Source organism: Fischerella muscicola PCC 7414 (assembly GCF_000317205.1).
Classification (GTDB): Bacteria; Cyanobacteriota; Cyanobacteriia; order Cyanobacteriales; family Nostocaceae; genus Fischerella; species Fischerella muscicola.
Map to the genome: position 1 here is coordinate 73434 of NZ_AJLK01000189.1, position 26461 is coordinate 99894.

At 39.8% G+C, this 26461-nt stretch carries 19 protein-coding genes, 2 tRNA genes and 1 CRISPR repeat array; of the genes, 7 read left to right on the forward strand and 14 right to left on the reverse strand.

What is annotated here, in order from left to right; translation table 11 throughout:
• The first annotated feature begins 42 nt into the window (after window positions 1-42).
• A complete protein-coding gene (locus tag UYI_RS0129595) occupies window positions 43-1779 on the forward strand; it encodes an ABC transporter ATP-binding protein (RefSeq protein WP_016870308.1) in 1737 nt (578 codons plus the stop codon).
• A gap of 186 nt (window positions 1780-1965) precedes the next feature.
• Here the strand turns inward: UYI_RS0129595 and UYI_RS0129605 are convergent, their stop codons facing one another.
• Complete coding sequence (locus UYI_RS0129605) at window positions 1966-4332, reverse strand: PAS domain S-box protein (protein WP_016870310.1); 2367 nt, start codon at window positions 4330-4332, stop codon at window positions 1966-1968.
• Window positions 4333-4476: 144 nt separating this feature from the next.
• The gene (locus UYI_RS37845) at window positions 4477-4668 is read right to left on the reverse strand and encodes a hypothetical protein (protein WP_162140432.1); all 192 of its coding nucleotides are present in this window, start codon (window positions 4666-4668) and stop codon (window positions 4477-4479) included.
• Between the two features lie 180 nt (window positions 4669-4848).
• Between UYI_RS37845 and UYI_RS0129610 the strand changes: the two genes are divergently transcribed.
• Window positions 4849-5778: a cobalamin-binding protein gene (locus tag UYI_RS0129610; protein WP_016870311.1), complete on the forward strand. Its 930-nt coding sequence runs from the start codon at window positions 4849-4851 to the stop codon at window positions 5776-5778.
• 69 nt (window positions 5779-5847) lie between these two features.
• Here UYI_RS0129610 and UYI_RS0129615 read toward each other — a convergent pair whose 3' ends face one another.
• The gene (locus UYI_RS0129615) at window positions 5848-6147 is read right to left on the reverse strand and encodes a protealysin inhibitor emfourin (protein ID WP_016870312.1); all 300 of its coding nucleotides are present in this window, start codon (window positions 6145-6147) and stop codon (window positions 5848-5850) included.
• Between the two features lie 145 nt (window positions 6148-6292).
• Window positions 6293-7372: a M4 family metallopeptidase gene (locus UYI_RS0129620; RefSeq protein WP_016870313.1), complete on the reverse strand. Its 1080-nt coding sequence runs from the start codon at window positions 7370-7372 to the stop codon at window positions 6293-6295.
• 509 nt (window positions 7373-7881) lie between these two features.
• Between UYI_RS0129620 and UYI_RS0129625 the strand changes: the two genes are divergently transcribed.
• Complete coding sequence (locus tag UYI_RS0129625; protein ID WP_016870314.1) at window positions 7882-8535, forward strand: pentapeptide repeat-containing protein; 654 nt, start codon at window positions 7882-7884, stop codon at window positions 8533-8535.
• Between the two features lie 100 nt (window positions 8536-8635).
• Here the strand turns inward: UYI_RS0129625 and UYI_RS0129630 are convergent, their stop codons facing one another.
• Window positions 8636-9088 (reverse strand): Hsp20/alpha crystallin family protein, encoded by a 453-nt coding sequence (locus tag UYI_RS0129630; RefSeq protein ID WP_016870315.1) that lies wholly within the window; start codon window positions 9086-9088, stop codon window positions 8636-8638.
• Between the two features lie 857 nt (window positions 9089-9945).
• Between UYI_RS0129630 and UYI_RS0129640 the strand changes: the two genes are divergently transcribed.
• Complete coding sequence (locus tag UYI_RS0129640; protein WP_016870317.1) at window positions 9946-10206, forward strand: DUF7219 family protein; 261 nt, start codon at window positions 9946-9948, stop codon at window positions 10204-10206.
• A gap of 173 nt (window positions 10207-10379) precedes the next feature.
• On the opposite strand, the gene UYI_RS0129645 is transcribed toward UYI_RS0129640, so the two are convergent.
• Window positions 10380-11519, reverse strand: coding sequence for a helix-turn-helix domain-containing protein (locus tag UYI_RS0129645; protein ID WP_081589276.1), 1140 nt, complete (start codon window positions 11517-11519; stop codon window positions 10380-10382).
• A 1893-nt stretch (window positions 11520-13412) separates the two neighbouring features.
• Window positions 13413-13484 (reverse strand) — tRNA-Gly (locus UYI_RS0129650).
• Window positions 13485-13724: 240 nt separating this feature from the next.
• Between UYI_RS0129650 and UYI_RS0129655 the strand changes: the two genes are divergently transcribed.
• Window positions 13725-13988: a DUF3146 family protein gene (locus UYI_RS0129655; RefSeq protein WP_009459520.1), complete on the forward strand. Its 264-nt coding sequence runs from the start codon at window positions 13725-13727 to the stop codon at window positions 13986-13988.
• A gap of 55 nt (window positions 13989-14043) precedes the next feature.
• Here the strand turns inward: UYI_RS0129655 and UYI_RS0129660 are convergent, their stop codons facing one another.
• The 3 genes from UYI_RS0129660 to ntcA all read right to left on the reverse strand — a co-directional run bounded on the left by UYI_RS0129660 (window position 14044) and on the right by ntcA (window position 17115).
• Entirely contained in the window at window positions 14044-14487 is a 444-nt protein-coding gene (locus tag UYI_RS0129660) for a pre-16S rRNA-processing nuclease YqgF (RefSeq protein WP_026086260.1), read from the reverse strand.
• A 149-nt stretch (window positions 14488-14636) separates the two neighbouring features.
• Window positions 14637-16130 carry a DUF3084 domain-containing protein gene (locus tag UYI_RS0129665; protein ID WP_016870320.1) on the reverse strand — a complete coding sequence of 498 codons (1494 nt, stop codon included), beginning with the start codon at window positions 16128-16130 and terminating at the stop codon, window positions 14637-14639.
• Window positions 16131-16443: 313 nt separating this feature from the next.
• On the reverse strand, window positions 16444-17115 hold the full coding sequence (ntcA, locus tag UYI_RS0129670) for a global nitrogen regulator NtcA (protein ID WP_009459526.1): 672 nt from the start codon (window positions 17113-17115) through the stop codon (window positions 16444-16446).
• 595 nt (window positions 17116-17710) lie between these two features.
• Between ntcA and fabI the strand changes: the two genes are divergently transcribed.
• Together fabI and hisB are read left to right on the forward strand one after the other, a co-directional pair.
• Window positions 17711-18487: an enoyl-ACP reductase FabI gene (gene fabI / locus UYI_RS0129675; protein WP_016870321.1), complete on the forward strand. Its 777-nt coding sequence runs from the start codon at window positions 17711-17713 to the stop codon at window positions 18485-18487.
• A gap of 78 nt (window positions 18488-18565) precedes the next feature.
• A complete protein-coding gene (gene hisB, locus UYI_RS0129680; protein ID WP_026086261.1) occupies window positions 18566-19207 on the forward strand; it encodes an imidazoleglycerol-phosphate dehydratase HisB in 642 nt (213 codons plus the stop codon).
• A 98-nt stretch (window positions 19208-19305) separates the two neighbouring features.
• A CRISPR array of direct repeats spans window positions 19306-21465; the repeat unit is 37 nt; unit sequence GTTTCAATCCCTAATAGGGATTTGTGTAAGTTGCAAC.
• A gap of 616 nt (window positions 21466-22081) precedes the next feature.
• Here the strand turns inward: hisB and UYI_RS0129685 are convergent.
• From UYI_RS0129685 to glyQ, 4 genes are all read right to left on the reverse strand, one after another.
• Window positions 22082-22166: transfer RNA gene (locus UYI_RS0129685), tRNA-Ser, on the reverse strand.
• A gap of 213 nt (window positions 22167-22379) precedes the next feature.
• On the reverse strand, window positions 22380-24716 hold the full coding sequence (locus UYI_RS0129690; RefSeq protein ID WP_016870323.1) for a ComEC/Rec2 family competence protein: 2337 nt from the start codon (window positions 24714-24716) through the stop codon (window positions 22380-22382).
• Window positions 24717-24838: 122 nt separating this feature from the next.
• Window positions 24839-25318 (reverse strand): DUF4079 domain-containing protein, encoded by a 480-nt coding sequence (locus UYI_RS0129695; protein WP_016870324.1) that lies wholly within the window; start codon window positions 25316-25318, stop codon window positions 24839-24841.
• 171 nt (window positions 25319-25489) lie between these two features.
• Window positions 25490-26368 carry a glycine--tRNA ligase subunit alpha gene (glyQ, locus tag UYI_RS0129700; protein ID WP_026086262.1) on the reverse strand — a complete coding sequence of 293 codons (879 nt, stop codon included), beginning with the start codon at window positions 26366-26368 and terminating at the stop codon, window positions 25490-25492.
• Between the last annotated feature and the right edge of the window lie 93 nt (window positions 26369-26461).

The window sequence follows — 26461 nt, forward strand, 5'->3', positions numbered from 1 at the left end:
GCTGCTCAAGCTGCTAACTCTCAAGAAGTAATTTTTAAAGATATGAAAGTCCGCTCTAGTTACTGGCAACTGTTGCCTTATCTGTGGCCCCAATGGCCGCTGTTAGTTAAGGGGTCAGTGTGTATTTTAGGATTTGTGCTGTTTACCTTGTTACTGCCCTACCTAGCAGGTCAGGTCGCTTTTTTTGTTGGTCAGGGAAATGTTAACCAGATTGCCTACTGGCTCGGACTAGCCACTCTGGTATTCTTGGTTCGCGGGCTTTTTCAATACGGGCAGAATATCTTTATGATCGCTGCCGCTCTGAACATGGTTTTGAATTTACGTAAGCGAGTCTATGCTCATCTGCACAAACTCGGATTGGATTATTTTGAAACCACACAGACGGGCGATCTGACTTATCGCTTGACTGAAGATATCGACCGGGTAGGGGAGATTGTTGACAAGTTATCCCATCAATTTCTCTCCAATTTCTTGCAGTTAATCGCGATTCCCGCTTACATGCTCTACCTGAATTGGCCGCTGACTCTGGCTGGTTTGCTTTTGGCTCCTTTGATGGCTTGGTTAATCGGACTATTTGGTCAGCGATTACTTGTCCTATCTCGTCAGAGTCAAAATCATGTTTCTAATCTGTCTGCGATGCTAACTGAAGTATTTAGCGGCATTCGCGTTGTTCAAGCTTTTGCAGCACAAGAGTATGAAGTCAAGCGATTCAATCAGGAAGCAGAACGCAATCGCCAAGCTAAGTATCGCGCTCAACAACTTAAATCTATTCAGTTTCCAGTAGTAGGTTTTTTGGAAGCAGTTAGTATTATGCTGCTGTTTTTATTGGGAGGATGGCAGATTTCCCAAGGAAATTTGACTGCTCAAGGGTTTATTAGTTTCTTAGCTGCTGTGGCTTTACTGATTCAACCTATCGACCTCCTGATCAGCAATTTCAACGAGTACAAGCAGACTGAAGCCTCTGTAGAGCGCATCTTTGAATTAATGGCAAGACAGCCTAGTCTCAATGAAAAACCAGATGCCAAAGAACTGCCACGAGTCATTGGCAAGGTAGAGTATTGTCATGTCAGTTTCGCGTACAATCCTGGCGAACCAGTCTTAAAGGATCTGTGTTTGTGTGCTTCTCCTGGCAATGTCATTGCCTTGGTTGGTTCTTCTGGTGCAGGTAAATCAACGTTAATTAATCTGTTACTTCGTTTCTATGATCCTCAGTCTGGTCAGATTCTGATTGATGATATTGATATCCGCGACGTCACACTAAACAGTCTCCGCCGTCAAATTGGCATTGTTCCTCAAGACATTACTCTATTTTCGGGAACGATCGCTCAAAATATTGGTTACGGTCAGGAGGAATTGGATTTAGAGGCAATCCAGGAAGCAGCAAAAATTGCCAACGCTCACTCCTTTATTACCCAATTTTCCCAAGGCTATTACACCTGGGTAGGTGAGCGTGGGGTAAATCTCTCTGGTGGACAACGCCAACGACTGGCGATCGCAAGAGCAATTGTCCACGATCCACGAATTCTCATCTTAGATGAGGCTACCTCCGCCCTAGATTCGGAATCGGAAGCACTAGTTCAAGAAGCACTCGAGCGAGTGATGCAAAATCGTACCGTCTTTATTATCGCCCATCGCCTCAGCAGCGTTCGCCGTGCTGATTGCATCCTCGTCCTAGAACAGGGACAGGTTGTTGAATCTGGTACTCACACCTCTCTTTTGTCTAAGGGAGGACGGTATGCTCGTTTTTACGCCCAACAGTTCTACTCTGCACAGGAGTAGGGTGGGGAGATGGGGAGATGGGGAACTCACCGGCCCCCACTCCCCCAAGGGAGTGGGGATTAGGGGCAGTGGGGAGATGGGGAGGTGGGGAGGTGGGGAGATGGGGAGATGGGGCCCCTGGTGGGGATTAGGGGCAGTGGGGGGAGTGTGAGGAGTAGTAAGCCACTAACTACTAACTACTGACCACTAACCAAAATATTGCATTAGTATTGATTCAATTTGAACAATACCTATTGGCTTGCACAGACATGCATTAGCACCAATTTGGAGTGCGCGATCGCGTAATCCGTCCGGTGTAGTATCGACTGGATGATCACTGTTTGCTGCCGTCGGATTTGATGTAATAGTTACTACCAGTAAATCTTGCAAATCTGGGTTTTGTCGCACTGTAGCTAACAAATCCCATCCGCTCATGTCTCCTGCTAATTCTAAATCCAACAAAACTAAATCAGGTTGTTGGTTTTGCAATCGCTCCCAAAAATCGTTACTATTGCTGATTTGCTCAACATGGTAGCCAATTGCCTGAAGATAATCTCGCAGTAGGGCAGCAGTTTTTTCTTCATCTTGCACTAACAGAATATTTTTTGTTATGGAAGTAGCACGGTGGTGAGGAGTTAATTGTGTACGTCTTGAACAAGTTGATGAAGAGTCATCCTTGTTACGCTTTAGTTGCGATGAGTTTCCATAAGACGAATAATATTTAGTACTATTAGATACTTTATTAATATTAAAACTACGTGTTTGTACTGTAATTTCCTGTTGAGTAGATTGCTCCTCATCAAGGCAGAAAATCTCTTCACAGAACTGTGAACTGTCTTCCTGTAGGGGGGGTTGATTTGGCAAGAATAATTGAAATTTACTGCCTTTTCCTAGCACAGATTCTACTGTGACATCACCACCGTGCAAATGTGCTAACTTGCGTGTTAAAGCCAAACCCAAACCCGTGCCTTCATACTGACGATTGAGCCGACTATCAAGTTGTTTAAACGGTTCAAACAAGAATTTAAACTGACTTGGATCAATACCTATGCCTGTATCTGATACTGTAAATGTAATGCCTTGCGGTAATTTTTTAACTTCTAAGCATACCTTGCCTGCTGGAGTAAATTTAATCGCATTGGTAAGCAGATTGAGTAGCATTTGCTTAACTCGCCGTTCATCACCAATACAAAAGTCTGCTTGTTCGTCAATCTCGGCGATCAGTTGTAATTTCTTTTCTTCGGCGCGATCGCGTACTGTTGATATCACGTAATCACACAATTCTTGTACTAACAATTTAGATAAAAATAGTTCCTCTTTACCTGCTTCTACTTTTGACAAATCGAGGATATCGTTGATGAGTGCCAATAGATGCTCGCCACTACTATAAATACAATTGACATACTCTTTTTGCTTGTCATTGAGAGACCCCACCATTTCTTGTTGCAGCAGCTGAGACAACCCCATAATTGCATTTAGAGGTGTCCGTAGTTCGTGACTCATGGTTGCTAAAAATTCACTTTTGGCGCGACTACCGGCTTCTGCTGCTTCTTTACTTTCACAGAGTTCTAATTCTGTCTGCTTGCGTTTGGTAATGTCCTCGATCATGGCGAGGAAATACTCAGGTTCACCATTTTGGCTGGAAATCAAAGAAATACTCACCAAAGCCCAAACAAATTTACCATCTTTATGTAAAAAGCGCCTTTCCATCTCCAGGCGATCGCAAGTTCCCGAAATCAGTTGTTTGTAAAGTTCTAAATCTCCCTCTTGCTTGAAAATATAATCCGTAAAACGCTTGCTACATAACTCTTCTCGACTGTAGCCCAGTATCTGACATAATGCGGGATTTATATCTACTATCCGCGCTTTCATATCTACCAATCCAATTCCAACCGAAGAACGATCAAAAATTGCTCTAAACTCTGCCTCACTCTGTTGTAGCGCTTCCTGTGCTGCTTTACGTTCGCTAGCTTCTATTGCTAAAGTCACAAAATCTGCTATTGAACCTGCAAAGTTTTCTTCTTCTAATGTCCACTGGCGAATCCGACCAATATGTTCGTGACACACCACCCCCACTAAACGACCCCCTAACCAAATTGGTGCATTTAACACAGAGGCTATCCCAAATGCAGATAAATACGGTTCTGATAATTCTTGGGTTCTATCATCATTGCAAGCATCATGGGCTGCTATGCTGCGTTGTTCCTCCAAAGCTTGGAAGTATGCAGGGAAATTTGCTTTTAAAAGTGACATTCCACAGCTATGACGTTTTGTGATTGTGTCATATAAATCGACACATTCAACTTTTGAGTGATCACTATTGTATAACCAGACGCTGACTCTATCGACTTCTACTGTTTGGGCAGCGGCTTCTGTAATTTCTCTTAATGCTGCGCTGAGATCTCCTTGCTGCAAGGTCTTGCTTTTTGCTAGTTGCACTAGGGTTTTACTTTGTTTTCGCAGACAATTTTCTCTTTTTTGGAGTGCTTCCTCCACTCGCTTGTGTTCTGTAATATCTCCAAGTGATACTAACTGCATTTTTTGTCCCTGATCAGGAGTGAAGTTCTCTTGCATTGTGACTAAAAACGAAAAGCCGTTTTTTTTAACTACAATTACTTTCTATGGTTTTTCAGAACCAGAAAGAATAATTTTTTCTTAACTGTGGTAATTATAGTTCTGTTATTTTCAAAGCCTTTTTAATAATTAGTTCCATAATTTCTAGTCAGTATTTACCACAGTTGGCAAGCTTTGAAATAGTAGATTTCGCCTCCAGTTTCTTCGTAAATTATGAGCATAGTTCACAAAGAAATATAGGTTTACTAAATTTGGTTGTTGATTTTTGGTTGTTGTTTGTTGTAGAGACGTGCCATGGCACGTCTCTACAGTGGTTAGTTGTTTGTCATTTGTCATTGGTAAGAGGGAACTCTTAACTCTGAACAGGGAATAGGAAATAGGTAATTTCTCCCTTCCCTTGTCTTCCTTGTCCCCACACTCCCCATCTTCCTCCCTGTGTCCCACCCACAGGCAGATACAAAGCCTTTGTGAGTTTGGGACAATAAGAGTATAGGCAATCGTTGTAGGGATGAAGCGATGAGCGATGGCAACTTGAAAATTATCTCCCTAATTCCCAGTGGAACTGAGATTTTAGCCATACTGGGTTTAACTGATGCTATTGTTGGGCGATCGCATGAGTGTGACTACCCTCCAGAAATACAAAATCGTCCTGTTTGTACTCAAGCCAGGCTTAATACCAACGTCTCTAGCAGTGAAATTCACAATGAAGTCAATAAATTAATACAATCTGCCCTCAGTATCTACGAAATTAAAACAGATGTTTTAGAGCGACTACAACCCACTCATATTGTTACCCAAGACCAATGTGACGTTTGTGCTGTTAGTTTATCAGATGTAGAAAAAGCTGTAGCTGAACTTACCCACGCTTCACCGCAAATTATCTCCTTACAACCCAATTTTCTCAACGATGTTTGGGCTGATATTGAGCGATTAGCCAATATTTTTCAAGTAGATTCGGTTAAAGTACTAGAAAACTTAGAAGCTCGTGTAAAAATAGTTGCCCAAAAAACACAAGGACTTTCCCAAACAGAAAAGTTGCCTAGAGTAGCTTGTATTGAATGGACTGATCCTTTAATGGTTGCTGCTAATTGGATTCCTGAATTAGTTACTTTAGCAGGAGGAGAGCCTTTATTTAGCACTACGGGTCAGGCTTCGACACAGTTAAAGTGGGAAAGTTTGATTGCAAGCAATCCAGACATAATCATTTTTATGCCCTGTGGCTTTGATTTAAATCGTACTCGTCAAGATACCGAGTTGTTAAGTAAACGTCCAGAGTGGCAGAACTTACACGCTAACCAAACAGGTAGAATCTACATAACTGATGGTAATGCTTACTTCAACCGTCCAGGACCAAGACTGGTAGATTCATTAGAAATTTTAGCAGAAATTTTACATCCAGAAATTTTTCAATATGGCTACAAAGGAAAAAGCTGGGATACTTTTTGAAAAGCAATTACCAATTAACCAACAAAACCAACCATATCATAAGTAATTAGCCGGACTTGATATAATTTATCATTTTTTGCTTGCTGTATTATTAACCCATTCAATTAAACGCTTTAAGGTTTCTGATAGTGCTGCTTCACCGACTATAAGTGTGTGTTGTTGATTGTTTTCTTCCACAGTTAAAGTGTATTGAAAGCGGTCAGGTTGGTTAGCAGGAGCATTAATTTTTGGAGGTAAGCTGTAGAAATTTGCGGCTTCTAATAGTTGAGATAGTTGCTGAGTTTCTTCTGGAGACAGGTTAGCCGTGTCAACGATCGCTTTCTTGCTGATCCCGGCGAAACCACCCGTACGCTGAAGCGATATCCGCATTTTCCTCTCCGTAGTAATAGCTTTTGCTTTAAACAAAAATACTGGGAAGATAAAGCTTTATCTCCCAGTTTAACAACAAAAGACTAAGACAAAATAAAAATTATGAATTATGAAAATTTTCATTCATAATTAATAATTCATAATTTTAAATAACTCCTACTTTTTGCCAAGCGTTCTGTACTGCATTTTGTTCCTGACTTCCTTGACCGTAGAGTTCACCAGCGACTTGAATGATAATATTGGCAGCACGTTTAAAGTTCGTTCTCGCACGCAAGCGATCGCGTAAAGCTATATACCAAATTTTTCCAGCTTTTTCCCAAGCATAACCGCCAATCTCTGTTGCTGCCAAGTAAAACGCATAGTTAGGAATACCCGAATTAATATGTACCCCGCCGTTATCTTCAAAACCAGTGTATTTATCATTCATATGTGCTGGCTGGGGATCTTTACCTAAAACAGGGTCATCATATGCTGTTCCTGGTGCTTTCATGGAACGAATACCCACACCATTAACCTTATCTGTAAAAATACCTTCTCCGATAATCCAGTCAGCTTCTTGAGCAGTCTGTTTTTTGACCCATTGTTTCACCAATGAACCAAATACATCAGAAAATGACTCATTGATAGCTCCAGATTCACCATAATATTGTAAACCAGCTTCGTATTGAGTTACACCATGTGTTAGCTCATGACCAATAACATCTATGCACTTGGTGAATCGTTGAAATATTTCACCATCACCATCACCATAAACCATTTGGTCGCCATTCCAAAAGGCGTTATCATATTTGACGCCATAATGTACTGTTGAGTCTAAACGTAGCCCTTTATCATCAATAGAATTACGCTCAAATACCTCATAATATAAATCGTAGGTAGCCCCAGCCCCATCATAAGCTTCGTCAACAGCGATATCGTTGCTAGGCGGGTCGCCTTCACCACGTACCAACGTACCGGGGAGTTGTTCAGTACTTTTAGCATCAAAAATTGTCCGACGCTTTTCACCAGGGGAAACTGCAAAATTGACTGCACCTACTACATTTCGCCTTCCCCGAAATTGTGACGAAATATTTAAGGTGTGAAACGCCCAACTTCGTTGTTGCTCATTACCATTGACTACAATATTTTCTAGCATGTGAGGTGGTACAACACAACAAATAGGGCATCTTGAATATTGTTGATGCTCACACCCAAATCCCAATGGTCTTTTATTTTTTCGAGCCATTCAACATATTCTCCTTCTGTATAAAATAGAGTGATAGCAAATACAAGTCTTAACTCTAGTGTGCAAAGGACTCAGTAACCAAATTCACCGCAGAGTTTTTGTTTTGTGTCGATAGTACTTCCTACTTTATTATTGTCAGTAGGTTAATTACTCAGTCACAGTACCCTATGAGGGTAATTTTACTTTGGAGGTATCGGGTTCTGATACCCAATGGGTTTATATGATAGTCCCTGTATCTAGTTCTTGTGTAATTTTTTACGTTTTTTAACTACAAATCTATCAAACAGGCATATTTCACTGTTCGTTGCGATCGCTTCAACCAAAACAGTACCAACTTAAGGCATATCTTTTTGGACTAAAGCCTATGATTTATTTAACATAGTTGTAGACCTCACTAGTTATGTGTGGTTGTGTGTTGTAAAACTTGATTAAGTTTGGTCAAGGGGGTATAACTCCTTGACTTTTTCTTTTTTGAATTGCTCTTCAGGGTACTTGCATCAAAAAATACAATGAGACAGACTATACTATCTGCTTTAAATAGCTGGTTGCAACCTTCTCACAAAACTGTTCTGTTATTTGATTCCGTTGCTGCTGCTCATGAAATTGCCTTTATGCTCAACGGTGAGTGGGATGAGTGTAACGGTGTCAATCTGTCTAAGTGTGACGAAGTAGCGATTAACACTGCTGCTAGTCTAGTAGACACTTCATGGTGTTATCAAGGTACTTCAGTTGCTGTTTTAAGTAAATTAACAACTGATGAACTTCTACGTCGTTATGGAATCGGAGAAAGAAACTTTACTAATGCTAATTTGAGATGTGCCAATCTCTGTTCGCTTTTATTGAGTGAAGTTAATTTCAATTGGGCTAAACTAAGTTGGGCTAATTTGAGTGGAGCGAATCTCAGTAAATCAGACTTAACAGCAGCAGATATGCAAAATGCTAATTTAAGCGATATCAACTTGAGTAAGTCACGCTTAGTTAGGGCTAATTTGGTATCAACAAATCTATCAAGAGCAGATTTAAAAGGAGCAGATTTAAGTCATGCTTGCTTAAGAAATGCTAATTTATATCAAGCAGATTTGAGAGGTGCAAATATTTTTCAGACAGACTTCCAAGGTGCTGATTGTAGTGGAGCTATTTTCGATACAGTAATTCCCAAATGAATAAAAAAAAGCCTGGTTACTTTGATGCAACCAGGCTGAAATTTATTTCACACAATCACACACAATGAGGCATTCAAATTTGAGGACTAATGGCAACTCATTAAGCAACAATTTCTTGCAGATTAACTTTGACGACCTTATTCTTTTCTGCTTCGGTTTTTGGTAGTGTCAAATTCAGAATGCCGTCTTTGTAATCAGCAGTAACGTTAGTATTTTGAATGCGAGCAGGAAGAGGAATCACACGTTGGAATTTACCATAGTGGAATTCGCTTCTGGTGTAACCTTTTTCTTCTGTTTTGCGTTCAGATTTACGTTCACCACTGACATAAACCGCATCTTCTGTGACTTGTACATCCAAGTCTTTAGCTTCCATACCAGGAATTTCTAACTTCAGAAGGATTGCTGATTCTGTTTCTTGCAACTCAGCAGCAGGAACTTTCACATCACCATCTTTCCACAGTCTAGATGGCATAAAACTTTCATCAAATAAACGGTTGAGTTGGCTTTGGAGAGCGTTCATTTCTTGCCAAGGATTGTAACGAACCAGTGCCATAATGATTCCTCTATTTACAATATTTTTTACTACTTAATTCAGGTATTTGTCCTTTGCTTTAATTCTTATGTTAGTGAAGGACAACAATGAAGTAAATTCGGCTTTTATCACTTTCAAAATGATGATTGCCGAACCTGAAGAGCTAATGAAAAATGTGTGGAAAACTTGAATATTTTTGGTTCGGTAAACCCTATTATTTCGGACTTGCACCAATGTCAGTAAGCCTCAAATTCCGCCCAGAACTCAAGTTCCGGGCTAATAGCTAAACTCCATTAAAATGGAGTAACAGACTTAAATTTGGTTACAGTCAGATTGATCTGACTTAAGCTATGAGCCAAGAAATAAATTTATTGGCGGGATGAAAAGCTGGTGCAAAATATTAAGTGTAGAAGACTTTTGCTATTAGCCTGGGGTTTAAACCCCAAGTAGGTTATTTCGACAGGTGCTTATCCTCACAACTAAAACTCAAGGCTGCACGAGGTTTTAACTGCAAGACAAGGATTTGAAAATCTTAGTTTTCCTTAAGTCCATACAGGTGTATTTAGCAGGCATAGCACTAGATAGATGTTGCACTTGTATAATTACCCTTTTTGGGGGTTGCATAATACAAATTTTGATGATATTTCTAGCTCAAGATGATCTTTAAATCTAAAAATATGTGTTTACTGCTACAAAAAGAATTATTAATTAACTCATTCTTTGAGTAGAAGCTAATAAGTATCAATAATCAGTATGCTCATGATTTGATAATCATATAAGTATTCACTAATAGATACTAAATTTAGTTGCTAGCAAATCACTAAAATATAAACTATCAATTTATAATTAGTTTACTTTTATTATAGGAGTAAATCATAGTGCAACCTAACCAAAAAGATTTAAACAAATTTCTCTATCCCCATAGTTCTTATCGTGGTCAAGTTAAACCAGAAAATTTAGTATTTAATGCCAATTTACAGGAATTTGCTCAAAAAGTTAGTTTCATTGCGAATTTAGAAACAAGCGGAAAACTTGCTCCCGAAGAAGCCTACAGCCAAATTAAGATGCTGTGGAAACAGTTGAAACTTAGTAAAAAGGAACTAAAAATCGGTAGTCAAACGCTGTCGGATAATCAATAAAATAAATTTATAATATATTCATTTAATTGGAATTTATTTGGAGTAGGTGAAATTATAATTTTTAAGCAATAAATATTGTCAGTTATCTAAATTTTATCTCTTTTTACCAAATAACAATGAGGCAAAAACGCCTCATTTTTTTGCCTCATTGTAGTTCTACCTGCATAGATTAATTAACCTATATGTGGTAGGTCTCTGACAATTATGTGTTTTTTATGGTCAAAACAAATTTTTCCTTCTTTTTTTAACTGAGATAACAATCGTGTAACTGTGACTCGAGTAGTACAGCAGGCGTTAGCTAAATCTTCATGAGTTAGGCGAACCGATAGGCGAGTTCCCTGGGCTACCTTTTCACCAATTTCACGTTTCAAAAGCTGCAAAAGTCCATATAAGCGATCTTGTACTCGTCGCAATCCAGAAATAACTAAAAAAGATTCTGTTTGCTGTAGTCGTTGATTTATCTTTGGTAAAAAGGCATGGCTTAAGGCTGGGGAAGCTAGTATTTCTGACACATCAATTGCTACTAACCTCACATCCGATATAGCTGTGGCTTGGTAAGTATGCAAGGAAGTCAGATAAGAACCGAAAACCATTCCTGGGACTGCTAACCCTACTAGTACTTCTTCACTGGTTTCACCAAGGGTAGTTAGTCTTACTAACCCTTGACGAACATACCAAATTATTTGTGTGTTGAGAGGAATGGTATCTCCTTTGGAATACTTATGTATGGGGCGATCGCCATCAAAGTCACGATCTTTTGTAATCTTTACTAATTCTGCCCGTTTGCTTTCATTAATGCTGCGTAGCAGCCAGCGCATGGTTTGGGCTTTACCTTGATTGTTATAGGAAATCCCCACTGTTAGCGCTGCGTTAAAGAGTTCATTGCCATGTTGTTGCAAGGCTATGATTAATTCTTGGCTTCTACCGTTTTGACTTACTTGGGTGAGAAAATTACGAAACTCATGTTTCTGTTTTAAGGCAACAAAATTAATGATTGGTTTACCCACCAAAGATTCTTTTTTTAAATTAAGCAATTTGGTAGCTTTACGGTTAGCTAGTTGGATTTTACCTTGGGCATCAGTCACTAAATAGCCGTCTGGTGCTTCCTCAAATAATTCCTCATAACGTTTGCACTCTGCTTGTAAAGTTTTTTTTGTTTCTTCTAATTGCTCATGCTGATGATAAAGTTCCTCAATTGCAAAATGTACTGATTGTGAAGCCCAGCTGAGTTCGGTCAAAGCTTCCGGCATTTCATGTGACATCACAGGCTTTTTGACGACATTTTCGTACAGTCTAGCTATACGCTTGTCCATTTCCTGTGTTGACTGTGCAAATTTGTCTATTTTTATCTTATCCACGTTAAATTTCTACCACTTGTTTGCAGAAATAGGACAAAAATATTGATTTGAAAAAGGCAAGCTATGCTTAGACGGATGGGACAAGCCATCGTAGTTGCATCTTAATGACAGCAACTAAATTCTAAGTAGCGCTTCAAATTATCTTGGTAGATGACACGCACAATTTCAAAATCAATGTGGCATAAACAATTATGAGTCGACTGCGATTCATTCAAGTTTCATAGGAAAACATTGCAACATACTTCAAAAATATTGCAAATCAAAAATTGCTGAGTTTAGCACTCCTCACTCTTTACTCGCATTCTAAAAAGATTGTCTAAGTTAGATAAGTTTGAGAGTACTCTCTTTCTAAATATCATGACCTTGTTGCTCCAACAGAATATTATGCCATATTCGTGAAAACAATGTGAATAATTGATATTTTAATTTTTGCTAAAGTATACTTATTCTCAGTAAAAATAATATTAGTTTGTATCAATAATTAATTGTCTAAAATCAGCACAAATAATTCAAATTAACGAAAAGACTAATAAGCAAGAGAATGGTAAAAATGTATCATTTGAGTATCAGTATATATTTGATACAAAATACCTTTAATACTTAAACTCAAGCACATTCATTTACCTGAGCATTATCGAATTCTAGACTCTAATAAACAGATGTAATAAGTCTTTGAGCGACTTGTGATCATATCTAACTCAGAAGTTTTATATTGATGATGCCGTTTGTTAATTAATGAGGGGTTTAGCCCCTCATTATTCAAAGTTTAATTTTGCGTTCCTATCCCTATTTGAAATCAATTAGCAATTCTGATAAGGGTATGTTGACTAATAGATAAAGTCTACTAAATTCACTTCAGTGAATTTAGACTACAAAGAATGCTTAGACCTTAAATTAATTGATAAGCAACACAGACTCATAGATAAAATTCTATATCAATTCATATTATTTCGTATCTAATCAATTTACTATATTGTGTTTTGTCGTTGGTAATTGTACAGTTATACAAGCTAAGCCCAGTAAAGTAGGCTTAGTAGATATAACTTATAAATTTTGTCTATGTTTTAAAATCTTATTTATTAAAAATAAGGAAAAAGTAAGAAGAAAATAAGAAGAAAATAAGATAAAAAATCAGCAATTTATATCTTTAGCTGTTTATAAATTACTGGGAGCTAAACGTAAATTATATCTGTCTTAAAAGGCAGAAGGCAGAGGGCAGCAGTCTGGTAGTGGCGTGTCTAGACTAAAATAGTGCAATAATTCTCTTGTTCTATCTGGTGTGTTCTCTGTTGAAAAGCTTTGAGGTTCCCTCCGGGATGCTGCTTTGTAGAGGCTTTGCGTGGTGCGGTTTATTAATGCACAAATTTAGCTGTGTCACGCCACTACGAAACGAGATTTGGAGTTATTAAATCACTTGTGTATACACCGTACTACTAGGGAACTGCAATAATTGTCAAACTAGACATGACAGGGATATAAATGCAAGCATCAACCTTAGAAATGAGGGACTACGAATTTTGACCTCTGGAACGGGGGATAAAGCCTGTTGTCCAGATGTAAGTCGCAGTAAGGGAGGACGCAAGAAATCCACTACTGCGCTTTCTGTTGGACAGGAAGCCTACACGCTCTCCGTCAGGTCAGTGTAGTTAGTTCACCTTTTCCACATAACGTGAAAAGTCAGCTCCTACACCCCTACACCCAATACAGTTGGGTTAGGCTAATTTCTTCAGCTATGTACTCTACTGTTTCACAGATAGGTACTGACTTCTGCAACTAGCACAATCACATAAGCTGCAAACGTTGGAATCCTAAAGTGAATTCAAATAATCTTATGTTGCTTTTTTCTTAAGCGGGTAACGCGATTCGAACGCGCGACATTCACCTTGGCAAGGTGACGCTCTACCACTGAGCTATACCCGCAAACTTTGCATATATACAAATATGTCAGATGAAGAGGTGATTGTCAAGAGGTAAAGCAATATTTTTTGGCGGCTTGTGCAATTCTCTTCTTCTTACTTCTTTAACCTTGACCCAATAGCAAAAGTGATGAAGCTAAGATACTAAAGTATTTGATTTACTTCTATAGGTATATTTGATGTATTTTGTGTAAATGTAAAGCTATAACTGATCAGCTATTATTGTTACTTGACATCAAGCAACGTGAGTGCTAAGCGTTTACCACAAACAACTGCCCATGTTAGGATTACCCGTCAATCTTGGCAACAGGGCTTACTGGAAGGAGAAGTCAGAGCAGGGGATTTTGAATGGCAGTTTCAATGGCATTTTCGCCGAGGAGAATTGTCTGTCAAACCATCACAAGGTCGTGCCTTAATTAAAGAGCCTCTTGGTCGTTTTTTAGAGCAAAAAGATTATCAACTAGAACCAGGAGGAGACTATGCTTTTACTATTCGGGCAGAACTATAAAAATTATGAATGATGAATTAAAGATTATGAAATTTTATAATTCATAATTCATCATTCATTTTGCTGATTCTGTCAGGCGACTGAGATATCTTTCAATGAGGAGAATAGCAACAATGTCATCTATTGGTCTTGGAGGTGTTCGCATTCCTTGTGGTAACAGTTTGGTGATTCCTTTGGGTGGGAACATTTGCCAATAGCGATCGCGTGCTTCTAAACTGGTGTAGCGTTCATCAACTAACATGATGTTTAACGGGTCTGACAATTGTTGCTGTAGTTGCTGTTTCCAGCCTTTGGCTGTGGTTTGATCACCCATAACCATTAGAGAAATGGGAAATTTCTGTCGCAAGGTTTCAATGGTAGCGATCGCTTCAGTCGAAGGTACAACCTGATGATAATGTAGCTTTCGATCCAGTCCCATCACTGCTAAACCACATTTATCTTTACCCGGGTCGAATCCTAAGATCACTGGTTGAGTTGGTGTAAATTCATTTAAATTCATATTAAATACGATTAAACGGTTTTTGTTCTTTGTTGGTTGTTGATGGTTGGTTGGAACAAACAACAAACATAATTTTTTGTTCTTTGTTGGTTGTTGATGGTTGGTTGGAACAAACAACAAACAACCAACAACAAACAACAGACATCATATTAAGTACTAAAAATCACTTGTCCATTTTTAATTGCTAACAATTTCACTTTCAACGGCCCAGCGGTATATGTGTCTTGTGCGGCAACTGCTTTAATATCAATTGCTTGGTCATATTGTCGCAACTGAGCAATAAAGCGCAGAAAAGTACCATCTATTTGAATATCTTCTAAAATTCCGGCATTGCGTGCGCGAAATTGAGAAGCAGAAATCAACAGTTCTAGGCGCTGTCGCAGTTGGTAGGATGTCATGGATTTGGGATCGGCTGTAGTTGCAGCTAGTACTTCACCTCCAGAGAACACAATTTCATTTAGTGCTGCATCAGCAAAAAATTCGATTGGTTTTTCTCCTCTGACGTAGTTACCCGCAGAGAAAATCCGCACTACGTAATCTCGACCATCTTTAATCTGATTACTTAACTGTTCAACTTGTTCTTCAGTGACACGTAGTATTTGCAAATTTGGCAGGGTAGTAGTGCCAGGTTCACTTAATTCCATACTGGCATTTTTATTAGCTTCTTTTAATAGCTGGATAACTGCTTGACGAGCAGCCGCAGGTTCTTCTATACGCACAACCCCAGCTGCTAGAACTTGACCCCGGACTAAAGCCAGTTTTCCTAAACGGAGGTCACGATAAGACTGATAGTATTTCTCTAGACGTGCGACTTCCTGCTCAAGATAGGACTGTTGTGTTTCTAGTTCTTTGAGACGAGTTTCTCGTTGAGCAATAATTTTCTCCCTGGCTGTAATTTCGAGATTACGCTTTTGAATGACTGCATCTAGTTTGGCAATTGTCTGATCACGCTGTTGAATCACTTCCTGACGCTTTGCTAGCTCGCGATCGCGTTTGTCTATAGCAGCTTGCGCTTCAGCAACCGCTTGTTTAGCTTGCTCATAAAGTTTTTGACGTTCTGCTTTGAGTCGTTTAATTTCCTCTAGCTGTCTGTTCCTTTCTTGATAAACATTTTGTAGTTGGGCTATGGCTTTTTCATATTGATTTGCCACTTGACTCAATTGTTTTTGAGTACCTTGGAGTTGGGTTTGAGTTCTTGCTTGTTGATTAATCGTACGGTTGAGTTGGGCTTGCGTTTGCTGTTGCTTAGCGTTTGCTGCTTGTAAAGATTTGTTAATTTCTTGCAGATCCTGCTGAGCTTTAGCTTCTTCTTTTCTGGCTTGCTCTAGTTCAGCCTTAGTTGTATCAAGCTGCTGGGTCGTATTTTCTAGTTGTACGCGTTTACGCCTAAGGTCTCTTTGAATATCTTCTAACTCAAAAACTCCTTTACGTAAACCCTCATCAGCTAAAAATAAAATGCCCAGGGTTGATGCGGAAATGCCCAACCCTGTCAAGATTGTTACTAATACAGCTGTGTTTTTGGGTCTGAGGTTGAAAAGTGAGAGCCGTTTTTTGCCAACCCGCGTGCCAATGCGATCGCCGACGGTGGCAATAACGCCTCCCAAAACTAAGATTGCAATAATGAGGATGTACCCGGTGGCCATCTGTTTGTATTTACCGAAGAAATCCTTCCAGATACAGCCTACTACTTTCAGGCATTTTCTGTGGCGAATTGCAGGTTAGTAATTGGGGATTGGGTATTGGGGGTGTGAGGGGTGTGAGGGGTGTAAGGGGTGTGAGGAGTAAGTATTAAACAAACACCAACCACTACCCACTAACTAATGTACAGACGCTTCAAACAGCACGTCTCTACAACCACTAACTACCAACAACCAACCACCAACTACCAAAAATAATTACCCATTACCTATTTTTACAAGAGTGTCTATATTTCTTAACGCCGTTCTCTGTGTGCAATTAAGTGAATTGCCGACTTAATGTCACAGGTTTGTGGACAGTAATTTTTTTCTTGTGTATGGAGATCATCTTCTTTTCGCGCAAATCGCCTAGTAACCTAGTGACAGTGACCCGAGTCGAACCAATTGCTTCAGCGATCGCCTGATGAGATAGCTTGAGGTCAATTGTGATTCCATCTGCACAAGGAAGACCAAAATCTCGACAGAGAATTAACAAGAAACTTATTAATCTTGAACCCATGTCGCGGTGAGCGAGTGTTTCAATCATCATCTCTGTTTGAAGAATGCGCGAAGACAAACCCCGCAGCATTAACATCGATAATTCTGGATTTTCCTTGAGTGCTTGCTCCACCTGTTCGATAGGTGCTGACAGCAATTCAACAGGCGTAAAAGCAACTGCATGATAAAAACGATCAGACTTGTTTCCCGTTAGTAGGGACAAAACCCCAAATACACTGTTTTCCCGCAGAAGCGCTACAGTTATCTCTTCTCCTGCTTCGTACACCCTGGAGAGTTTAACTGCACCTTTTAAGAGAAAATAAACTCTTTCAGCAGGATCGCCGGGGAAAAAGATCGTCTTGTTGCGCTCGAACGATTCCACCACTGGCGGAAACGCTCCAGTCGCCATCTGACGAAAAACATTTGCTAGGGCTTTATCTTGTGTCACGATCATCTATCTCCCTTCCCCTACCCAATGCCGGAAAAACGAATATGGATTTCCTAAGAATACACTCGAAAATTCAATAAAACATTGTCAACCTTTCTGTACTTTCCTATACTTAACCTTTTGTCTAATTGATGTTTGTTTAACATGATACAAAATTTATAGTGCAGGGATCTAGTACTTTTTGTTAGGTACTTCCAAAATTGTAATCAATAAGTTTTTTAAGAAAAAAGTAAGATTCATAGAGAATTTATGAAAACATAAAATGGTAAATTGAATAGTAAAAAGCAATTTTGGCACTATGGGTGTCGGAAATACGGATGTGAAAACGTAGGGTATTGGGGGTGCAAGGGAAACCACAAATAAATTTAGTTACTCCCAAGAGAAAAATATCTTTTTCTAAAACCTTTGCTCTGTTTAAAAATCCTTTTTATAATCCATCTTTAAAAGAAGCAGTTTGTATCCGATTTTAATTGGGGCGAGATTGAGTCTCTTCTCTTACATCCACCCTGAAGTAGCCATCAAAAATCAAATTTATAAAACGAAGACAAACCAAGCTCAGATTCATGTATGCTCCTAATGAAACATCACATCAATAATTTCTATGCTGGATCTGACTGGAAAAAATGCCCTTGTTACAGGCATTGCTAATAACCGCTCTATTGCTTGGGGTATTGCTCAACAACTGCACAAAGCCGGAGCTAACCTTGGCATTACCTATCTCAGCGACGAAAAAGGCAAAATGGAAAAGAAAGTCGCAGAATTGGTAGAACCACTCAATCCTACTCTGTTTTTACCTTGTAATGTCCAAAATGACGACGAAATTAAGTCTACTTTTGAGACAATTCACCAGAAGTGGGGTAGCTTAGACATTTTGATTCATTGCCTAGCCTTTGCCAATAAAGATGATTTGAGTGGAGACTTTAGCCAAACCTCCCGTGAGGGCTTTCGCACAGCTTTAGATGTCAGCACCTATTCTTTGGTACAACTTGCTGGTGCAGCTAAGCCTTTAATGACCGCAGGCGGAAGCATAGTTACTCTCTCTTATTTAGGAGCCGTCAGAGCAGTTCCCAACTATAATGTGATGGGAGTTGCCAAAGCAGGATTAGAAGCCAGTGTGCGTTATTTAGCAGCAGAACTAGGTTCTGCTAATATCCGCGTCAATGCCATCTCCGCTGGGCCAATCCGTACTTTAGCTTCTAGTGCCGTTGGTGGTATTTTAGATATGATTCATCATGTTGAAAAAGTAGCTCCCTTGCGACGCACCGTTACCCAGATCGAGGTAGGTAATGCAGCAGCGTTCTTGTGTAGCGACTTGGCAAGTGGAATTACAGGACAAGTCCTGTATGTTGATGCAGGATATGAAATTATGGGAATGTAAGCTGTTGGTTGTTGGTTGTTATTTGTTGTTTGTTCCAACCAACCACCAACAACCAACAAACAACAAGTTTTGAATACTATGCAAATCAGCGATCGCCAAACTCTATCTTCACCCAACAACCTCACACAAACTCCCCGTATTGCCTCTGTACGTCGCACAACGGGAGAAACGGATGTCCACGTTACGATTAATTTAGACGGTACAGGAGTTTGCAATGCAGCAACTGGCATTCCATTTTTAGATCATATGCTGCATCAAATCGCCTCCCACGGACTAATTGACTTAGATATCCAAGCTACGGGAGACTTGCATATTGATGACCACCACACCAACGAAGATGTAGGCATTACCTTAGGACAAGCAATCAGTAAAGCATTAGGTGACAAAAAAGGCATTGTCCGCTTTGGTAACTTTCTTGCACCTCTTGATGAAGCCTTAATTCAGGTAGCACTCGATTTTTCGGGTCGTCCCCATCTCAGCTACGGTTTGCAAATCCCTACCCAGCGCGTTGGAACTTATGACACCCAGCTAGTACGAGAATTTTTTGTAGCCTTGGCTGGTAATAGCCAGATGACATTGCACATTCGCCAGTTAGATGGGATTAATTCTCATCACATTATAGAAGCCACATTTAAGGCATTTGCGAGGGCAATGCGGATGGCGATAGAGATTGATCCCCGTCGTGCAGGGTTGATCCCCAGTTCTAAAGGAGTGTTATAGGAGGCAGAAGACAGAAGACAGAAGGCAGAAGGCAGAAGGGTAAAAAGTGAAGAGCTTTTATAGTAACTTTTATTGCTTTCAACAAGCCTTCTTTATAAGTTCCAATCCCTGATAGGGATTTGTGTAAATTGCAACGCAACAGCTAACGCCTTTTCGATAATCAAAATCGGTTTCAATCCCTAATAGGTATTTGTGTAAGTTGCAACATTCAATTTAAGCGTACCAGTATCAGAGGGTGCGGGTTTCAATCCCTAATAGGGATTTGTGTAAGTTGCAACCATTTCATCACTCCTTTATTTCTCTGTTATTTTCACGTTTCAATCCCTAATAGGGATTTGTGTAAGTTGCAACATTTTGGCTTTAGGGCAACTAAAGTCTTACAATGAAGTTTCAATCCCTAATAGGGATTTGTGTAAGTTGCAACCAGGGAAGTAGAAGGCATCACCGTCTATTATCGCGGTGTTTCAATCCCTAATAGGGATTTGTGTAAGTTGCAACGCGTCAATGTACCGGAGTTAGCGCGATCGCACTTCAGTTTCAATCCCTAATAGGGATTTGTGTAAGTTGCAACCCATTGTTTTCTTCTAGAATCCCGCCAAACATAGTTGTTTCAATCCCTAATAGGGATTTGTGTAAGTTGCAACCTTGCTGAAGTTGAGTTACAGCCGCTTGTAAGGCCGTTTCAATCCCTAATAGGGATTTGTGTAAGTTGCAACTTAACCCCGACCTGCGGGTACTCTTCAAAAATCCACAGTTTCAATCCCTAATAGGGATTTGTGTAAGTTGCAACCAAATAAGCGATTCTCAATCTAATAAGCTAATAGCGCTTGTTTCAATCCCTAATAGGGATTTGTGTAAGTTGCAACGGAGCAAAACAATGTTTCAAGATTCATCAATTAATTTCGTTTCAATCCCTAATAGGGATTTGTGTAAGTTGCAACACAACAATAACAACAACCTAAGTATAGGAGCCATCGTTTCAATCCCTAATAGGGATTTGTGTAAGTTGCAACCCCAAGGCCTCCACTAGGATACCCCAAGGCTACCCAGTTTCAATCCCTAATAGGGATTTGTGTAAGTTGCAACATAGACATAGAGGAGGCCAAAATGGACTATATTACGGAGTTTCAATCCCTAATAGGGATTTGTGTAAGTTGCAACGCTATTTGAATGCCTGGGTTTGTCTCTGTTTTACCGAGATAGTTTCAATCCCTAATAGGGATTTGTGTAAGTTGCAACTTTGCCGCCTCGCTGAGTGCCACAGATGGCAACGTTTCAATCCCTAATAGGGATTTGTGTAAGTTGCAACCAATCAAATGAGGCACCGTTTCGATTACATAATGGTTTCAATCCCTAATAGGGATTTGTGTAAGTTGCAACGAACAAGGCTCGTTCTTCCAAGGCGAGGGTGGGCGCGTTTCAATCCCTAATAGGGATTTGTGTAAGTTGCAACTTGGAGGCTCTTTCCGCTGGAGATAGCTCTTTGGGAATTGTTTCAATCCCTAATAGGGATTTGTGTAAGTTGCAACGGAGCGGGCTAAAGAGGCGTATTATGGCACCTAAGTTTCAATCCCTAATAGGGATTTGTGTAAGTTGCAACTAGGAGAAAGTGATGGCAAGCCGAGAAAGCCCAGCCGTTTCAATCCCTAATAGGGATTTGTGTAAGTTGCAACCCCGCATCGTGTCTCTTGACCGCATCAGATACCAGGAGTTTCAATCCCTAATAGGGATTTGTGTAAGTTGCAACAATAACCAGATTAAAGATATTCAGCACAAACAGACGTTTCAATCCCTAATAGGGATTTGTGTAAGTTGCAACGTGACGCTAAGTTCCCTGTGGGTGACCTCAAAGGGGTTTCAATCCCTAATAGGGATTTGTGTAAGTTGCAACTAAGTAAAGCCCAGAAAGTAGCCAGTACACTCCAGGTTTCAATCCCTAATAGGGATTTGTGTAAGTTGCAACGGTAGTGAAGCCAGCTGGAGCGCCCCCCAGACCTCCAGTTTCAATCCCTAATAGGGATTTGTGTAAGTTGCAACTTCTACACTTTCCGCCGTAAGCCCGGGCAAGTGGTCGTTTCAATCCCTAATAGGGATTTGTGTAAGTTGCAACTTTACTGGTGGTAAAGATTTTGATCCCCAAGAAAGGGTTTCAATCCCTAATAGGGATTTGTGTAAGTTGCAACCTATATATATAATAGAGATGTGACTAGGAGAAAAAAATGTTTCAATCCCTAATAGGGATTTGTGTAAGTTGCAACTGCTCAATTTGGAAGCCTTGCTGTATTTGATTTTCAAGGTTCAGTGGTGCAGACCTGGAGTAAATATAGCTTTTGAGCGATCGCAGTGTCAAGAGTGACTTGAAAAAAATTGCCTCAAAAGCTTTACTGGTAAGAGTTTCAGACATAGCGCAAACCTCTGTTTTGATGTGAATGGTTCAAACCCGCAACAGCCATAGCTTTCAGGCAGAAAATTTGAGTCTTTATATAAAACACCTACAGGTTGGCGCAACTACAGAAACTCAACATTCCCTATTATCCTCAACAACCTTAGTACAAAATTTCACAAACTCGTAACGAATATAATTCTGAAAAACTCTGCGAACCTCAGCGCTAACTTTGCGTCCCTCTGCGTTTAAAAACACCATAACTTTACACAAAGGTTACTTAGGAATGCAATCAAGTTGTCGGTAGGTTGAGTAGATAGCCAGCTTTAAATCATTTCTCTGAGGTTGTCCAATAAATTATCAGACAACTTTGAAATTATATTTATATGTGGATTTCACCAGAAGGATTTTTTCATTGGCTAGCTTGACCAACTGAAAGCAAATTTAGCTTAGTACCACATTTACTGAAACAGTTAAAATCCTTGATAAAACGGAGAGGGGGGGATTCGAACCCCCGTAGGATTTCTCCTAAACGCATTTCGAGTGCGTCACCATCAACCACTCGGACACCTCTCCAAAAACTATTTATACTTTTTTACAGCGAAACTATAGCTACGCCTTTCCTATTATAGCACTATATCATCTTAATACCAATTTACAAAAAAATACAACACATGGATAAAACCTCTTCCCAATCATCCTTGCTAAGGCAGGATTCCATTAAGCAGGTGGGGCTATCTGTTGTATTCAAGTATAATTTAGAGACTTTGTCTTGATAATTCATAAACTTCACAATACAGAAGTTTTATTTTCTGTCGTCTGGATAAATGGCTCAAATTCTCTTTGAGGGGTCCATTGAATTGCCCCATCTTTTCCTGTAAAGTATAGTTTGGTTTGACCTTGATTAATTTCTGACAAAGCTTTTTGGTCAATATTAGCGCTAGTGGCGATCGCTACTTGTGGTTGCAGAGCCGTCACTAGTTCTTTTAAAGATTCACCAGAACACCATAAAACTTGTGGACGAGGTAGTCCTCCTGTTTGAACTAATTGACTTATTTCAGTAGATTTAATATCGCCTACTAATAACCAAGATTGACCTTGAATTTGCATTTGTAAAATGGGCGATTCTTGATTAATTAATTGAGCCACAATAATATCAGTAGTAAGTGTTTGACCTACTGGCAGAGCTTGGTAAACTCCCTTTTGCTTTTGTACTGACTGTTGAATTACCTGACTGATGAGAAGATTTTCTCGTGTAGGAGCATAATCATAGAAAAATTTGATTGGTAGAGTTTGTATTACTTCTAACCAACTATTGCTATTACCATTGTGTTGAAAATCTGAAGCGATCGCCCAATCAATCTGATTGACTCCCTGTTGTTGTAAAAACGGTAATATTGTAAAACGTCCCGTTCCTTCATCACCACTATTAATAAGTGTCACTTTACCTTGGTTTTGCACTATGATTACGGGTTGATCATCAGCTGCTAAAACTGTAATCCGAAATAATGTGTTGGCAGAATACCAAACCGGAATCAATACCAAACCAAAAGCAATAAAACTGGCAAACCACCAACGTTTTTGCCACCAACTTGTTACCCAAACCAAAATAATTAGTATATAAATAGTAAGTAGTTGCCAAATGCCAATTTTACCAACAGCGTAAGAATTTCCTGGGAGATTACTGAAAAATTCCACTAACTTAATTAACCAATCAGTAGGGTAATTTAATACTCCAGCTAAAGTACTGCCAGCATCGGGAACAATTAAGGCAACCACCGCACTAATAATTCCACCTATACTAATCACTGAAATTAAAGGTGTGCTAATGATATTCAGCAGTAGACTGTAAGTAGGCACAACTCCAAATACAAAAAGTTGGAGTGGTAAAGTCCAAATCATCGCAGCCAGGGGAACAGCAATTAAAGAAGCGATCGCAGGCGGTAGCCATTGTAAACGTTCAGTCAAAGCCGGGACTGTAACTATTAACCCCAGTGTTGCTAAAAAACTTAACTGAAATCCTAAATCCCAAATCCATAAAGGATTAAACAGCAATAATATAGTTGCCGCAACTAGTAATGATCCTAATTGTTTGACTTTGCGCTTTAATCCTAAAGCGATTAAAGCAGCAAATCCCATAATTACAGCTCTTAATACCGCAGGTTGGAAACCTGTTAAACAGAGGAATAGAATTAAAGCTAAACTACCCAGGGTAATTTGCGTTGATTTTTTCAAGCCTTTTGTTAAACCCAGGACTACACCCAAAATCAACGAAGTTTGAAACCCAGATGCTGCTAAGGCATGAGCTAAACCAGCTTGGACAAAAGTATCACGGGTATTGTAAGGTAAATCAACAGCCTTACTACCTAACACCATTGCACTTACAAGTGGCCCTGCTGGAACACCCAAGAATTTAACTTGCGATCGCACAATACGTTCTCTAACTTGCCACCATCCCCATTGAGGTTTTTCTTCATCCAACACATTTACTAATCGTCCCACCAAACCAGCAAACGCCCCTTCCTGTTGGAGATATTTCTGAAAATCAAAAGCGCCAGGATTGGATGGCGGTTTTGGTTTATATAAAATCCCAGTAATTGCTACTTCCTGACCAGGGTACAATCCAGTAGCCTGAAGTATTGGTACTGTTACATACAACTTACCCGTTACACCTTTACCTAAACCTACTGAACCCTTATCATTTTTAACTTCATCTAGCTTATTTGCTTCTAACCAAAACTGTCCTCTTTGGCTACGAGTGAGGCGTGGTGTACTGATCACCTCACCCCGAACTATCACAAGTTGTTCTTGATTACTGTTTTCTGGCGGAACAAATTTACTAATATCGTTTACCCCTACTTGGGGAACCCGTAGTGGAAAATATAAAGTTGCCAACAACCCGACTACCCCAGCAATGAACCATACTCTGGAGTGGGGGATATTAGACAACTGTGGTGCTGTCTTAGTTTTTGACAAAACTTTTTGCAAGGTTAAGCGTCGTCTTTGCAAAAAAACTGCCCCTACTATACCTAAAAGCAGCATCCAAACTCCGCCCCAAGGAATTGCTGTAAACAACAACCCAAGAATATAGCCTAGACAAATAATTACACCACTGGTCTGAATCATGAGACTTTTGTAAAGATTAGCGCCCCACGCATTACTAAAGAATGAAACTAAGTATAAATGTAAAAAAGTCCACTTATGTGGACTTGTAATACTCGATTGCGATCGCCTTAACTTAATTTTGATTACAGAGATATACCTAACTGTAATCCAAGTACGGCATGAACAACCATCAAACAAAGCGCGCTACTACCCAAGTATGCATGAAGTGCGCGTAAACCAGGTTTATTACCACCAAATTTGCTGAAAGAAATTACAGCATTGATCCCCAGCAATAACAGCAAAATTGAACCAGTCCAAAAGTGAGGACTTTGAAAAATTGGCTGATGTTGCATCACCAGGGATAATACTCCTCCGGTGTAACCTAACGCCATAAATAAAAACATCCAGGGTGCAAGTTTGCGATGATCACTGCGACTTTTCGAGGCTACTTCTTTATCTTCAGCAAGTCGTCCCCGCCAGCCAGTGAACCCCACAAAGCTGCCCATAACAAAAATGACAATACCCATCATCGCTGGATGTCCCCAATGTACAATCGGTTCAGGAACTCCTAAAGAACGAAACCAAGCTGCGATCGGTTCTAAAATTTCAGTAAAGTTAACCATCTTAATCCCACACCATCACTTAGTTGTCCAGTTTCCCCTCAACCATAACCACTTTGGTATAAGACTAGGGGAATATATTGCGTAAGTTATAACTTAATTACAGCTGCCACTGAGCTTTCAGCTACGTTAACGCATCTCCAAATAACAATTTAATCTTTGTTAGATGCCGATTTAACCACCTGTCTTATTTAACAGTGGAAAAGCTAACTTTTCTCGCTGTTCTACATACAGTTGTGCCACCTTGCGTGCCAAATGTCGAATTCTACCAATGTAGCGAGTCCGTTCGGTAACTGAAATTACCCCTCTCGCATCCAGCAAATTGAATGTGTGTGAACACTTCATCACATAGTCCAAGCTAGGTAAAACCAATCCTTTTTCTGTTAATTGCTGTGCCTCCTGCTCATACATATTAAATAGTGTCAGTAGCATCTCAGGATTAGAGGCTTCAAAGTTATAAACACACTGTTCGATCTCGCCTTGAAGGTGAACATCACCATAGGTAATGTTATCTGTCCAGTGGATCTTAACCATAGCCTCCACTCCCTGGAGATACATCGCTAAACGTTCCAAACCATAGGTAATCTCAATCGAGACTGGACGACAATCAATACCCCCACACTGTTGAAAGTAGGTAAACTGGGTAATTTCCATTCCATCTAACCAAACTTCCCAACCAGTACCCCAAGCACCTACAGTTGCATCTTCCCAGTTATCTTCCACAAACCTAATATCATGGTCTTCCGGACGGATACCCAAACCCCTTAAAGAGTCTAGATAAATTTCTTGGATATTATCAGGTGAAGGTTTAATCAGTACTTGGTACTGATAATAGTGCTGAAATCGATTTGGATTTTCGCCGTAGCGCCCATCAGTAGGACGGCGACAAGGTTCAACGTAGGCTACAGCCCAAGGTTCTGGCCCTAAAGCTCTTAAAAATGTATGCGGGTTTTTAGTTCCTGCTCCCTTTTCTATATCGTATGGTTGGGCGATCAAACATCCGCGACTGCTCCAAAACTTATGCAAAACCTCTATTACCGACTGAAAATTCACAACAATCCTTCCGTAAAGTCAACATTGCCTAACCCATTGTTGCTTAAAGTCGTTATTGCAAGCAGCTTTAGGGCATTAAAAAATGGCGAAAAA